This is a genomic window from Pedobacter sp. Leaf194 (assembly GCF_001423945.1).
Lineage (GTDB): Bacteria > Bacteroidota > Bacteroidia > Sphingobacteriales > Sphingobacteriaceae > Pedobacter.
This window is the reverse complement of record NZ_LMPU01000009.1, coordinates 570,510-584,064: the sequence shown is the minus strand read 5'-3', so window position 1 is coordinate 584,064 and position 13,555 is coordinate 570,510. Positions and strand designations below refer to the sequence as shown.

11 protein-coding genes are annotated in these 13,555 nt (G+C 41.3%); all 11 read left to right on the top strand.

Features of this window, described 5'->3' with window-relative positions:
• Positions 1-319: 319 nt before the first annotated feature.
• The 11 genes from mraZ (at position 320) to ASG14_RS12855 (ending at position 13,555) form a co-directional block, all read left to right on the top strand.
• Positions 320-787 (top strand): division/cell wall cluster transcriptional repressor MraZ, encoded by a 468-nt coding sequence (gene mraZ / locus ASG14_RS12905; protein WP_056871453.1) that lies wholly within the window; start codon positions 320-322, stop codon positions 785-787.
• Positions 777-1,682, top strand: coding sequence for a 16S rRNA (cytosine(1402)-N(4))-methyltransferase RsmH (gene rsmH, locus ASG14_RS12900; protein WP_056871452.1), 906 nt, complete (start codon positions 777-779; stop codon positions 1,680-1,682). The genes mraZ and rsmH overlap by 11 nt, the downstream gene beginning before the upstream one ends.
• Complete coding sequence (locus ASG14_RS12895) at positions 1,679-2,095, top strand: FtsL-like putative cell division protein (protein ID WP_056871451.1); 417 nt, start codon at positions 1,679-1,681, stop codon at positions 2,093-2,095. Before rsmH ends, ASG14_RS12895 begins: the two co-directional genes overlap by 4 nt.
• Entirely contained in the window at positions 2,085-4,181 is a 2,097-nt protein-coding gene (locus ASG14_RS12890; RefSeq protein WP_056871450.1) for a penicillin-binding protein, read from the top strand. The genes ASG14_RS12895 and ASG14_RS12890 overlap by 11 nt, the downstream gene beginning before the upstream one ends.
• Before the next feature lie 15 nt (positions 4,182-4,196).
• Positions 4,197-5,654 (top strand): UDP-N-acetylmuramoyl-L-alanyl-D-glutamate--2,6-diaminopimelate ligase, encoded by a 1,458-nt coding sequence (locus tag ASG14_RS12885; protein WP_056871449.1) that lies wholly within the window; start codon positions 4,197-4,199, stop codon positions 5,652-5,654.
• On the top strand, positions 5,654-6,901 hold the full coding sequence (gene mraY, locus ASG14_RS12880; RefSeq protein WP_056871448.1) for a phospho-N-acetylmuramoyl-pentapeptide-transferase: 1,248 nt from the start codon (positions 5,654-5,656) through the stop codon (positions 6,899-6,901). The genes ASG14_RS12885 and mraY overlap by 1 nt, the downstream gene beginning before the upstream one ends.
• A 77-nt stretch (positions 6,902-6,978) precedes the next feature.
• Positions 6,979-8,367, top strand: coding sequence for a UDP-N-acetylmuramoyl-L-alanine--D-glutamate ligase (gene murD, locus ASG14_RS12875; protein WP_056871447.1), 1,389 nt, complete (start codon positions 6,979-6,981; stop codon positions 8,365-8,367).
• Between the two features lie 14 nt (positions 8,368-8,381).
• On the top strand, positions 8,382-9,575 hold the full coding sequence (locus ASG14_RS12870; RefSeq protein ID WP_056871446.1) for an FtsW/RodA/SpoVE family cell cycle protein: 1,194 nt from the start codon (positions 8,382-8,384) through the stop codon (positions 9,573-9,575).
• Between the two features lie 121 nt (positions 9,576-9,696).
• Positions 9,697-10,803, top strand: a complete 1,107-nt coding sequence (gene murG, locus ASG14_RS12865) for an undecaprenyldiphospho-muramoylpentapeptide beta-N-acetylglucosaminyltransferase (protein ID WP_056871445.1) — start codon at positions 9,697-9,699, stop codon at positions 10,801-10,803.
• Positions 10,804-11,025: 222 nt separating this feature from the next.
• Positions 11,026-12,381 (top strand): UDP-N-acetylmuramate--L-alanine ligase, encoded by a 1,356-nt coding sequence (murC, locus tag ASG14_RS12860; protein WP_056871444.1) that lies wholly within the window; start codon positions 11,026-11,028, stop codon positions 12,379-12,381.
• On the top strand, positions 12,374-13,555 hold the full coding sequence (locus ASG14_RS12855) for a hypothetical protein (RefSeq protein ID WP_056871443.1): 1,182 nt from the start codon (positions 12,374-12,376) through the stop codon (positions 13,553-13,555). The genes murC and ASG14_RS12855 overlap by 8 nt, the downstream gene beginning before the upstream one ends.

Below are 13,555 nucleotides of genomic sequence, written 5' to 3'. Positions count from 1 at the left end.
AAGCTTTGAGAATTGCCAGTTTGTGAGTAAAATTTCCTCCAAAAGGGCATATAATGTGCTTAGCTTTGAGCTGTTGATCCTGAAAATGATAAAATGATGAGGCGAAAAATAATTTTTGTTTATAATGCTAATATTTGTAGTTAACTCGCTTTTTACCAGTGATTAAGCAGTTTTTATAGCTATTTTAAACCTTTCTTTTCTGTCCGTTTTGGGGGCAAAGTGGGAGAAAGTATATGTGGAAAACTTTTTTGTGGTAAAAAGTGGTAAAAAGTGGTAGAACTATTTACTTTTACACTACATAAAAAGTGTAGATACCACTATGACCCACCTTTTAGGAGAATTTGATTGTAAACTTGACGCAAAAGGCCGCTTATCGGTTCCTTCTGCGCTTAAGAAGCAATTGCCTGATGTGGAGCGGGAAGGCTTGGTTGTTAACCGTGGTTTTGAGAAGAATTTAGTCATTTACCCAAAGAGTGTTTGGGATAAAATCGTAGAAAAGCTTAGTGATTTAAATGTGTATGATGAAGAAAATAGAAAGTTCATCAGGGCATTTACGCGTGGCGCAACTGAGTTAAGTCTGGATGCTGCTGGCCGCGTGCTTCTACCGAAATCATTAACTGAATATGCCGGCATAGGTGCAGATATTATGTTAGCCTGCCAGCTAGATCGCATAGAAGTTTGGGATAAGCAATCGTATGAAGATACACTAGACAGCACACCGGCGAATTTTGCAGCACTTGCTCAAAAAGTAATGGTTGATAAGAAGGGAGGCGTGGATGGAATATAATTACCACGTTCCGGTAATGCTGCAACCATGTATTGATGGCTTAAACATTAAGCCCGACGGTGTTTATGTTGATGTAACCTTTGGTGGGGGCGGGCATTCGAAGGAGATTTTAAAGCACCTTGGTCCAAAAGGCAGGTTAATTGCTTTCGATCAGGATCCTGATGCACAAAGGAATATCCCTGCTGATGACCGCTTTATTTTTATCGACCAAAACTTTGGTTTCCTAAAAAATAATCTTCGCCTCAATGGTTTCAAAGAAGTTGACGGCATTCTTGCCGATTTAGGTGTTTCTTCCCATCAGTTTGATGTGCCTGAGCGTGGTTTTTCGATTCGTTTCAATGCAGATTTAGATATGCGCATGGATCCGAATGGAAATTTGACGGCTGCAGAAGTACTCAACAGCTATTCGGAAGACAAGCTTCATAAAATATTCGGTATTTACGGCGAAGTAAAAAATGCGAAGTCGCTAGCCCGTGCTGTGGTTACAGCCCGTTTGGAAAAGTCGTTTACAGACATTGATAGTTTCAAAGCTGCGGTGTCAGAATATATCCCCAAAGGAAAAGAAAATAAATATTTGGCGCAGGTTTTTCAGGCTTTGCGTATTGAGGTGAATGCCGAAATAAAAGTGCTTGAAAATTTTCTGGAGCAAGCCGCTGATGTTCTGAAACCTGGAGGGCATTTGGTTGTGATGTCTTACCATTCGCTGGAAGACAGGCCGGTTAAAAACTTTATGGCAAAAGGCAAATTTCATGGCGAAGTTGAAAAAGACTTCTTCGGAAACCAGCAAAAACCGTTCAATGTGCTTACCCGGAAGGCAATTATGGCCAGCGAAGAGGAGATAGCGAGCAATAACAGGGCTCGAAGTGCAAAACTTAGAATAGCTGAAAAGATATGAACAGGTTCAGACCAGAAGAAGAAGAGATAGGTCCGGAGCCCGAGTTGAAGGTGAAAACGGAGAAGGTAAAATCAGACGACGATAAAAAGTTCAGCGAATCATTTATCGGTAAGTTTTTTACCGAAGGGGTCATATCCAAAGAAGCGGCTACAGATGCATTGCCGTTTTTATGCTTTTTGGCGCTTTTGGGTATGATTTATATCGCCAATAGCCATTTCGCGGTGAATAATGTGCGCCGCATTGATAAGTTAAATAAAGAAGTAAAAGAGTTGCGTTGGGAGTATAAATCGTTGAAGGCCGACCTGATGTTTAAAAGCAAATTGACAGAGGTTGCCAAAAAGGTTGATACCCTTGGAATAAAAGAATTAATTGAACCACCGAAAAAAATAATTGTTAAAAGCGATGAATATTAGAGCAAACATATTGCTTCGTGTATATCTGGCATTTGGCTTAATTGTGCTCTTTGCTTTCGCGGTGTTTTTACGCCTTGGCCAGGTGCAGTTTGTACAGGGACATAAATGGAAAGCTATGGCTGATAGTCTTTCTACACGTTACATGCCTGTTGAGGCAACCCGCGGCAACATCTACTCAAATGATGGTAGTTTGCTGGCAACATCTGTTCCCGAATATGAATTACATATGGATATGTTCGCCGGTGGCATTGCTGAGGATAAAATTTTTAATGAAAAAGTAGATTCCCTGGGAATGAAACTTGCTGAGGTTTTCAAAGATAAATCAGCGAAAGAATATTCACGCCTGCTGCGCAAAGGTCGTCAGGATAGTGCCAGGTATTTGCTTATCCACCGTAAAGTTGGCTATTCAGATTTAAAAACCATCAGAACGTTTCCACTTTATAATATCGGTAAATTTAGTGGTGGTTTAATTGCTGTTCAGCAAAACAAACGCATCTTGCCTTTTCAGGCGCTTGCTGCCCGTACCATTGGTTATAAAAATGCCAACGTTAAAAATGGTGTTGGTTTGGAGGGTGCGTATACCGAATACATTAACGGTGAAACCGGCAAGCGCTTAATGCAGCGTATTGCAGGTGGTGTTTATGTGCCGGTAAATGATGAAGAAGAAGTTGCACCGAAAGATGGCGCCGATATTATTTCGACCATTGATGTAAACATGCAGGATTTGGCTCAGAGTGCTTTAGAAAAGCAACTTATTGCCAGCAAGGCTGATCACGGTGCTGTTATTGTTATGGAAGTCGCCACAGGCGAAATCCGTGCGGTTGCCAATTTCTCAAAAGTTGAAGAGGGTGTTTATAAAGAAAAATTTAACTATGCCATTGCCGGTAATCAGGATCCGGGTTCAACATTTAAACTTGCCTCTTACATGGCTTTGCTTGAAGATAAACTGGTTGATACCAACACAATGGTTGCAACAGGTAACTATCAAATTCCAGGCCACCTGATTAAGGATTCGCACGGAAGTATTGGTGTAGTTACGGTAAAAAAGGCCTTCGAACAGTCCTCAAATGCTGCAATCGCTTATTTGGTTAATTCAAATTACAGGGATAATCCTGCTAAGTTTACCGATCACCTTTACGATTGGCACCTAAACCAAAAGCTTGAGCTTCAAATTCCCGGTGAGGCAAAACCTGTTGTTAAAAATCCAAACAACAAAAGCTGGGGGAAAATGACGCTTCCACAAATGGCCTATGGTTACGAAATGCAGTTAACACCACTTAAAATGTTATCATTTTATAATGCTGTAGCCAACAATGGTAAATATGTGGCGCCGATTTTTGTTAAAGAAATAAGAAGGTTGGGCAATCCTATCGAGCAATTTAAAGCCAGGGTAATTAATGAGCAGATTTGTTCTGAGGTTACCTTAAGTAAGATAAAAAAGATGCTTGAGGGTGTGGTTACAGAAGGCAGCGGTAAGCAAATTGTTTACAACCCGCTGTATAAAATCGCCGGCAAAACGGGTACTGCTCAGGTAGCGGATGCCAACAAAGGCTATAGGGCAAATAAGCAATACCAGGCATCTTTTGTGGGGTATTTTCCTGCTGATAAACCAAAATACTCCATGATTGTGGTTATTAACGATCCAAAAGGCGCTTACTATGGAGCCTTGGTTTCCGGTCCGGTGTTTAGGGAAATAGCCGACAGGATTTACGCCAGCGACATGCAGATGTATAATGATGTTCCTACCCGTTTGGTGGGTAATACAGGCAATCCGCCAACAAAAGCCGGACAAAGCAAAGCCACGCAGAAGGTATACAAAGCTTTCGGTTTTAAACCGCTCTTTGCATCAAAATCAGAATATTACAATACCATTGATACCAGTGCAGGCACAATTTTTCAGGAAAACAATGAGCGCAAAGGCGTTATGCCGAATGTGGCAGGCATGGGCTTAAAAGATGCCTTGTATCTCTTGGGGAATGCGGGCGTAAAAACCCGGGTTACGGGCTCAGGCAAAGTTATCAGACAATCTGTGCAAGCCGGAACAAAAGTGGGCAAAGGCCTGCAGATAGATATACAGTTGGATTAAAATTCAATAATTAAAATGCAATTACAGGATTTACTATACGGTGTAACGATAAAGGAATTGGTTGGCAGAACCGATAGAACGGTTAATGCCCTAAATTTTGATTCCCGTAAAGTAACCAATGATGATGTTTTCTTTGCTATCGTAGGTACAGCTGCAGATGGTCACCTTTTTATTAACCAGACGGTTGAGCAGGGTGCAAAAGTTATCGTTTGCGAGAACCTGCCGGAAATAGACAATTTTGATGTAACCTATGTAAAAGTTGATAATAGCGCTGTTGCCCTGGGCATCATGGCTGGCAATTTTTACGGCAACCCTTCTGCCGATTTAAAATTGATTGGGATAACCGGAACCAATGGGAAAACAACCATTGCAACGATTTTATTTAAGCTGTTTAAAGATTTGGGTTACAAAACAGGCCTAATTTCTACCGTAGAAAATTATATAAACGAGCTTGCTGTGGCTGCCACGCACACTACGCCAAATCCGATAGCATTAAACGGATTGCTTCGCGATATGGTTGATGCGGGTTGCGATTTCTGCTTTATGGAAGTGAGTTCGCACGCGGTTTCGCAGCATAGAATTGAAGGACTTACTTTTTCTGGTGGCGTCTTCTCGAATCTTACACACGATCACTTAGACTTTCATAAAACCTTCGACGCTTATTTGAAAGCAAAAAAAGCGTTTTTTGATGGCTTACCTAAAACGGCATTTGCACTTACCAATATCGATGATAAAAATGGTATGGTGATGCTTCAGAACACTAAAGCGCACAAAAAATCCTATGCTTTGAAACAGCTTGCCGATTTCAAGGCTAAGATAGTGGAAAATCAGTTTAGTGGTTTGCATTTAGATATCGATAACGAAGATGTTTTTTTCAAACTCGTTGGCTCTTTCAATGCTTACAATTTACTTGCAGTGTATGGCACGGCAATTTTACTGGAGCAGGACAAATTAAAGGTGTTAACACTTTTAAGTCGTTTAACGGGTGCAGAGGGTCGCTTTGATTACATTACTTCGCCCGACAAAATTATCGGTATTGTTGATTATGCGCATACTCCTGATGCGGTGCAGAACGTTTTGAGCACCATTGCAAACATCAGGAAGGGAACAGAACAGGTAATCACGGTAATTGGCTGTGGCGGCGACAGGGACAAAAGCAAACGTCCGGTAATGGCACAGGTTGCCTGCGACTGGAGTGATAAAGTAATACTGACTTCTGACAACCCACGTACAGAAAATCCTCAAACCATTATCGAGGAAATGGAAGCTGGTGTGTCGCCGACAAATAAACGTAAAACGATATCCATTTTGGATAGAAAGGAAGCAATAAAAACAGCTTGCCACCTGGCACAAAGCGGAGATATTATTCTCATCGCCGGTAAAGGGCACGAAAAATACCAGGAAATTAATGGTGTGCGTAATCATTTTGATGATAAAGAAATTTTACTTGAACAATTAAACCCTCTCAGCTAATGTTATATTTATTGTTTGAATACCTGCATAAGCATTACGATATTCCCGGATTAAGGCTGTTCCAGTACATTACCTTCCGTGCCTCGGTTTCCATTATTCTTTCTTTAATTATAACAACCGTTTACGGACGTAGGCTTATCGATTACCTGCATAAAAAACAGGTTGGCGAAACCGTTAGAAATTTAGGTCTTGAAGGCCAGATGCAGAAACAGGGAACACCAACAATGGGTGGGATCATCATTTTGCTGGGCATTTTAATCCCGACTTTACTGTTCGCAAACATTACAAACGTTTATGTTATCCTGATGATTGTCACCACCATCTGGATGGGCGCTATTGGTTTTCTGGACGATTACATTAAAGTTTTCAAGAAGAATAAAGAAGGGTTGGCAGGTCGTTTTAAAATTGTTGGGCAGGTTGGACTGGGCTTAATTGTAGGCTGGACCATGTATTACAATCCAAATATTGTAGTTAGGCAAACCGTTCAGGACAATGTTAAAACGACTAACGCCGCACCAATGGTTTTACGCCAGAAGGGTGAAACCTTTTACTATACTCAGGATGTCAAATCAACTAAAACAAACATTCCGTTTTATAAAAACAACGAATTTGATTACGCCAAGGTACTTAAGTTTTTAGGCACAGGCTACGAGAAATACGCTTTCCTTATGTTTCTGGTTTTTACGGTTTTTATCATTACCGCTGTTTCAAACGGAGCAAACATTACCGATGGAATTGATGGCCTAGCCACCGGCACCTCGGCTGTTATTGGCACAACGCTTGGAATTTTGGCCTATGTATCCGGTAACGTTGGCTTCGCCGATTACCTGAACATTATGTACATTCCAAACTCGGGTGAGCTGATGATTTTTGCAGGCGCCTTTGTTGGCGCTTGTGTGGGTTTTCTTTGGTACAATTCTTACCCTGCGCAGGTTTTTATGGGCGATACAGGAAGTCTGGCCATCGGCGGAATCATTGCTTCATTTGCGATAATGATTCGGAAAGAACTGTTGATTCCAATCCTTTGTGGCATATTTCTCATTGAATTGGTTTCGGTAATTATGCAGGTTTCTTATTTCAAATACAGCAAAAAGAGATTTGGAGAAGGACGAAGAATTTTACTGATGGCGCCTTTACATCACCATTATCAGAAGAAAGGTTATCACGAAGCAAAAATTGTAACCCGCTTCTGGATTATCGGCATTATGCTGGCCATCATGACCATTGTAACGCTGAAATTGAGGTAGAAAAAAGCGTTTTTGCCCATCGTTTCTCGAAACGATTAACGAAAAACAAACAACAAAAAACGAACAACAACCAAAAAATGAATACAAATCAGAACATAGCAAGCAAAACTCCGTCAGCAATGGCAGGGCAGCGCCGTGTTGTGATTCTGGGAGCAGGAGAAAGCGGTGTTGGTGCAGCTAAGTTGGCAAAGCAAAAAGGCTTTGACGTTTTCGTATCTGATTTCGGGGTAATAACGGATAAATATAAAGCAGCGCTCGAAAAACTGGTTGTTCCTTTCGAGTCGGAAACTCATACGGAAGCTTTGATTTTGAATGCATCAGAGGTTATAAAAAGTCCTGGCATTCCGGCAACTGCACCAATTGTAAAAAAACTGGCAGAGCAGGGCGTACCCGTTATTTCGGAAATTGAGTTTGCCAAAAGATACACCAATGCAAAAACGGTTTGCATCACCGGTTCCAATGGCAAATCAACAACGAGTTTACTTACCTACCACATCCTGAGGAACGCGGGTATAAATGTAGGGCTAGCAGGCAATATCGGTCATAGTTTTGCTGCTCAGGTTGCAGATGAAACGTTCGACTGGTATGTACTCGAAATCTCAAGCTTTATGCTGGATGATATGTATGAATTTAAAGCAGATATATCAGTCCTGCTTAACATCACGCCCGATCATTTAGATAGGTATAATTATAAACTTGAAGATTATGCGGCTTCAAAAATGCGCATTGTCCAAAATCAAACCGAAAGTGATGTATTCATTTACTGTGCCGATGATCAGGAAACTTTGAAAGCTATGGAGGGAATACAAATCCAGGCAACAAAATACCCCTTTTCAATTTTAAAAAAAGCTGCACCGGGTGCTTACCTGGAAAGCGAAACTATTCACATCCTTATTGAACCAAATAAAGAATTCACCATGTCTATTTCAGAATTAGCCTTACAAGGCAAGCACAACATTTACAACTCTATGGCATCAGGCATTGTGGCGAAAGTGTTAGAGTTAAGAAATGATACCATTCGCGAGAGTATGGGTAATTTCAAAAATATTGAGCACAGGCTGGAACATGTGGCCAAAATCTCGGGAATTGATTTTATTAACGACAGTAAGGCAACCAATGTTAACTCGACATGGTATGCGCTGGAAAGCATGACGACCGACGTTGTACTGATTATGGGGGGTGTTGATAAGGGAAATGACTACAACATGCTTAAAGATTTGGTTAAAAGTAAAGTGAAAGCAATTGTTTGCCTTGGCAAAGATAACAAACGCATTCATGATGCTTTTGAAGATGACGTAGAGGTTATTGTAAATACTTTTTCGGCAGAGGAAGCCACCCAAATTGCTTTTCACCTGGCGAAACGTGGTGATGCGGTATTGCTTTCGCCGGCATGTGCCAGTTTCGATTTATTTAAGAATTATGAAGACCGCGGCAATCAGTTTAAGGCGGCTGTAAAAGAATTATAGAAGGAGGTTTAACAATGTTTCAGGTTTTGCTAGATAAAACAAAAGGCGACAGATGGATATGGCTAATCATCATCCTGCTTTCGCTTATTTCTGTGATGGCTGTTTACAGCGCCACAGGAACGCTTGCTTACAAACGTGGCGAAGCAGTAGAGAAATTGCTGCTTACCAAGCATTTGATTTTTGTTTTACTGGGGATTGGAATGATTTACATTTCTCACTTGTTGGATTACAGATACTATGCAGGTATCTCCAAAATACTGATGATTATCACAATTCCTTTACTGCTCTACACCTTGATTTTCGGAGCGAACGTAAATGATGCCTCCAGGTGGGTGAAAATTCCAGTTATTGGGTTAACATTTCAAACATCCGATTTGGCGAAACTGGCCTTGATTACATTTCTAGCCAGAATGCTTACCAAAAAACAGGAGAACATTAAAGATGTAAAAGAGTCATTTATTCCTATTATGGGCTCTGTTTGCGTGGTATTCGTATTAATCGCATTGGCAAATTTATCTACCGCATTGATGCTCTTTGGGGTTAGTATTTTGCTCTTAATTATTGGCCGTATCAGCATTAAGCAAATTTCGTTGGTTTGTTTGGGCGGGGCTATATTATTAATGTTTGTTGTTTTTTTAGGTCCGAGGCGGGATACCTATGCATCCAGGATAAAGTCATTTCTTCATCCGGAGATGCAGCATTCAGATAAGACTTTCCAGGCAGACCAGGCAAAGATTGCATTGGCCACTGGTGGTGTTTTCGGTAAAGGACCAGGTAATAGTACACAACGCAATTTCCTTCCGCATCCTTATTCCGATTTTATTTTCGCCATTATTATTGAAGAATGGGGAACGTTTGGAGGAATGGTGATTATGTTGCTTTACCTGGTGCTTTTATACCGATGCATTAAAATTGTAACGCGGGCACCCAAGGCGTTTGGTGCCTTACTGGCGGCCGGACTAAGTTTCAGTTTAACCATACAGGCTTTCGCAAACATGGCTGTTGCGGTGGGCCTTGGTCCGGTTACGGGTGTGCCGCTACCATTGGTGAGTATGGGTGGTACATCGATGATTTTTACCAGCGTGGCTTTCGGCATTATTTTAAGCGTAAGCCGCGATGTGGAAGAAAATGTTGCCGGGAAAGCGGTGGCAGATAAATCAAAAGTGAGTAATAAAGTGATTGTTGGAGAAATCCCGGCAATGGGTTAAAAGGTTGCGCATACTTGCGAGCAGGTATGACAAGGCAATCTGGATAATTAAATGAATAGAAATTAAGACTGCTTAGCGACCTTAGTGATGGTAAACAAGCAACTTCAGTAATTAAAGAAAAATGAATAATTCCCCAAAAATTATCATATCAGGAGGTGGCACAGGCGGGCACATATTTCCCGCCGTTGCCATTGCCAATGCGTTGAAACGTATTGTGCCTGGCTGTGAATTATTATTTGTGGGCGCTATTGGCCGCATGGAAATGGAAAAAGTTCCGGCTGCCGGCTATAAAATTGTTGGTTTAAATATTAGTGGTATACAGCGGGGTTCAATTGTAAAAAATCTGGGCTTACCCTTCAAATTACTGGGCAGCGTTAGGGCGGCAATGCAACTGATTAAAGACTTTAAGCCAGATGCAGTTGTTGGAGTTGGCGGCTATGCTTCCGGGCCTTTATTGTACGCTGCATCGCTAAAAGGAATTCCGTACCTGATACAGGAGCAGAATTCTTATGCAGGCATTACCAATAAGTGGCTGGGAAAAAAAGCAGCAAAAATTTGTGTTGCTTTTGATGACATGGAACAATTCTTTCCGGAAGCTAAGATTCTGAAAACGGGCAATCCGGTTAGGCAGGACGTGGTAGACATTAAAGGTAAACACTACTCTGGTGCCGAACTTTTAAAGCTCGATCCATTGAAGAAAACAATTCTGGTTACAGGGGGAAGCCTGGGTGCCGGAACATTAAATAAGAGCATTGAAAAACATTTGCCCGAAATTCTGGCTCAGGATGTTCAGGTGATATGGCAAACAGGCAAGTTTTATTATAAAGGCGTAATTGAGAGACTGGGTTTAGAATACCATCCAAATGTTCGCATTCTGGAATTTTTAAATAAGATGGATTTGGCGTACGCGGCAGCTGATGTAATCATCAGTAGAGCAGGCGCCGGAACCATTGCAGAACTTTGCCTGATAAAAAAGCCGGTAATTCTGGTTCCATCGCCAAATGTAGCAGAAGACCACCAAACCAAAAACGCTTTGGCACTGGTAAAAAACAATGCGGCAGTATTAATAAACGACCGCTCTGCAGAAGATACTTTGGTAGCTGAAGCATTGAGGCTGCTAAACGACAAAGCGTATTGTGCAACGCTTAGCGAAAACATTGGCAGGATGGCCCTGCCACAGGCAGATGAAATTATTGCACATGAGGTTTTGAAACTGGTAAAAGGGTAAGGACTAATAGGCGAAAGGTTAAGGGCTGAAGTAAATAAACGATACGAAATTGCAAACAAGATGCCTGCAAGTGTTAAGAAGGCAAGCTTAAGAAAATAGAAATAAAAAGAAAGATAATTGAACGGTTGAAAGGTGACTTTGAGCTTTGTACTTCAACCATCAGCTTAAATTGGTAGAAAGAAAAGCTTAAAGCTTTAATCTTTCTGCTTTAAACATGAATAAATGGAATTAGGTAAAATAAACAGGGTGTATTTCGTTGGTATCGGTGGTATCGGTATGAGTGCGCTTGCCCGTTATTTTGCCAAACGCGGATTGGCTGTTTGTGGCTATGATAAGACGCGTACCAGGCTTACTGAAACGCTTGAACAGGAAGGCATACTCGTATCCTACCTGGATGAGGCATCTGCTTTGCCTTGCGCTTTTCTAGGTAATCACGATGACACGCTCATTGTTTACACCCCCGCAATTCCAAAGGATTCCAAAATATTAAACCACTTTAAAAATAAAGGATTCAGTCTAAAAAAACGGTCAGAGGTTTTAGGAATTATCAGTAAAGGCATGTTTTGCATTGCCGTCGCGGGTACGCATGGTAAAACAACCACCTCATCAATTGTTGCCCACATTTTAAAAGATACGGGCTACGATTGCACTGCGTTTTTAGGTGGGATTACGAGCAATTACAATACAAATGTGCTGTTTGGCGCAAACGATGTCGTTGTGGTGGAAGCAGATGAATACGATAGATCGTTTTTAACACTCCATCCGGATGTTGCAGTGATTACCTCAATGGATGCAGATCACCTTGATATTTATGGTGATAAAAGTCAGCTTGAAGAGTCATTTCACCTTTTCGCAAATCAACTCAAACCTGCTGGCCACATATATGCACATGAGGGATTACCCATTGCAAATGCCACAACTTATGCAGCCAATAGCACTGCCGACGCAAGAGCGGAAAATATTCGGGTAGAAGGCGCAAAGTTTGTTTTCGATTACCACGATGCGAACCATACCATTCGCGATTTAAAGTTGATGCTGCCTGGGAAACACAACGTAGAAAATGCAACAGTTGCCATCGCCATTGCTTTACAATTATCCATCGATACAGAGAAAATTAAACAGGCGGTGGAAAATTTTAAAGGCGTAAAGCGCCGTTTTGAATACATTGTAAACAAAGACACCCAAATATATATAGACGATTATGCCCATCATCCCGAGGAATTAAAAGCCTGTTTTGATGCGGTGCGGCAGTTATATCCTGAAAAAAAATTAACAGTTATTTTTCAGCCGCATTTATTTAGCAGAACCAAAGATTTTGCAGATGAGTTTGCCAGCGTTTTAAGCACCGCAGATGAACTGCTCTTGCTTGATATTTATCCTGCGAGGGAATTGCCTATTGACGGAATAGATGCTCAGTTTTTACTTGATAAAATAACATTGACCGATAAAAGGGTGTGCGGAAAAGAATTTGTTATTCAGCATGTTAAGAAAACCACACCTGAGCTAATTTTAACGGTTGGTGCCGGTGATATAGATACATTAATTGAACCCTTAAAAAACACAATAAACAATGCTTAAGCGATTAAACTGGAGCGCAATTTTTACTGGCTTTGCCTGGCTGATAAGCCTGGCGGGCGTGGTGGTGCTTTTAAGTTTCATCAACGTTAAAAAGCAAAGTGTAAAATGCACCGAGGTGAAGATATTGATTCCCGGCGCCGACAATTTTATTGAGCGGGAAGAAGTTGACCAGATTTTGCGTGAAGATCAGGGCGTTTTAGTCGGCAGAAAATTAGAGCAGATTAACATCCACCAGATTGAGCAAAAGCTAAGGGCGAACCCTTATATCGGCTTCGCGAAGGTGTATGCAGATATGGACGGTGTGCTTAGAATTGAAATAAAGCAGCGACAACCAATTTTAAGGGTGCTGAATATCACCGGTCAGGATTTTTATATTGACAATGATGGATTAAAAATGCCGATTTCGCCAAACTTTACTGCCAATGTACTTGTTGCAACTGGTAATATCCAGGAAGTATTTGGATCTCGTGTTGATACATTGAGAACACAGATGGCCCGGGATTTATATAAAACCGCACAGTACATTAAAAAAGATACGCTGTGGGATAACCAAATCGAACAGATAATTGTAGATGGGAAAAATGATATCGAATTGATACCCAGGGTAGGCAATCAACGGATTATTTTGGGAAGCGCAGATTCTCTGGATAAGAAGATGAAGAACCTATTGGTTTTTTACAAGAAAGCAATGCCACAGGTTGGGTGGGAAACGTATCGAACCATCAATATTAAATACACGAATCAAATTGTTTGCGAGAAAAGAGATTCATCTTTAATTGCTAAAAAAGACAGGGTTTTATCGAGTGCTGACAGCATAAGTGTTACCAGAAGGGTTTCTGATTCTTTAATTCGGAATTCGATTGCCGATGCGATAAAGAGCGAAACTGTAGTCGACGACCGTGAGCCCGGGCAGCGTGATGCGCAGCCGGTTATTGCCGCGAAACCCAAAACAGAAGTTAAAACGGAAAAGCCTAAAGCTAAGCCGGCAATCACTGAGGTAAAAAAGGAGAAGGCAAAAACGGTAGAGAAAAAGCCTGAGCCCGCCAAAGAAAAACCTAAAGTGGCCGAGAAAAAGCCTGAGGCGAAAAAAACCTTGACATTTGCGGAAAAAATGGCAAAGGAAAAAGCTGCAAAGGCCGATTCGAAAAAAACAGCAGCAAAGAAAACTAAATAA

Excerpts from the sequence above, each read along its gene's own strand:
- mraZ (WP_056871453.1), top strand. The coding sequence starts at position 320 with ATGACCCACCTTTTAGGAGAATTTGATTGTAAACTTGACGCAAAAGGC.
- rsmH (WP_056871452.1), top strand. The coding sequence starts at position 777 with ATGGAATATAATTACCACGTTCCGGTAATGCTGCAACCATGTATTGAT.
- ASG14_RS12895 (WP_056871451.1), top strand. The coding sequence starts at position 1,679 with ATGAACAGGTTCAGACCAGAAGAAGAAGAGATAGGTCCGGAGCCCGAG.
- ASG14_RS12890 (WP_056871450.1), top strand. The coding sequence starts at position 2,085 with ATGAATATTAGAGCAAACATATTGCTTCGTGTATATCTGGCATTTGGC.
- ASG14_RS12885 (WP_056871449.1), top strand. The coding sequence starts at position 4,197 with ATGCAATTACAGGATTTACTATACGGTGTAACGATAAAGGAATTGGTT.
- mraY (WP_056871448.1), top strand. The coding sequence starts at position 5,654 with ATGTTATATTTATTGTTTGAATACCTGCATAAGCATTACGATATTCCC.
- murD (WP_056871447.1), top strand. The coding sequence starts at position 6,979 with ATGAATACAAATCAGAACATAGCAAGCAAAACTCCGTCAGCAATGGCA.
- ASG14_RS12870 (WP_056871446.1), top strand. The coding sequence starts at position 8,382 with ATGTTTCAGGTTTTGCTAGATAAAACAAAAGGCGACAGATGGATATGG.
- murG (WP_056871445.1), top strand. The coding sequence starts at position 9,697 with ATGAATAATTCCCCAAAAATTATCATATCAGGAGGTGGCACAGGCGGG.
- murC (WP_056871444.1), top strand. The coding sequence starts at position 11,026 with ATGGAATTAGGTAAAATAAACAGGGTGTATTTCGTTGGTATCGGTGGT.
- ASG14_RS12855 (WP_056871443.1), top strand. The coding sequence starts at position 12,374 with ATGCTTAAGCGATTAAACTGGAGCGCAATTTTTACTGGCTTTGCCTGG.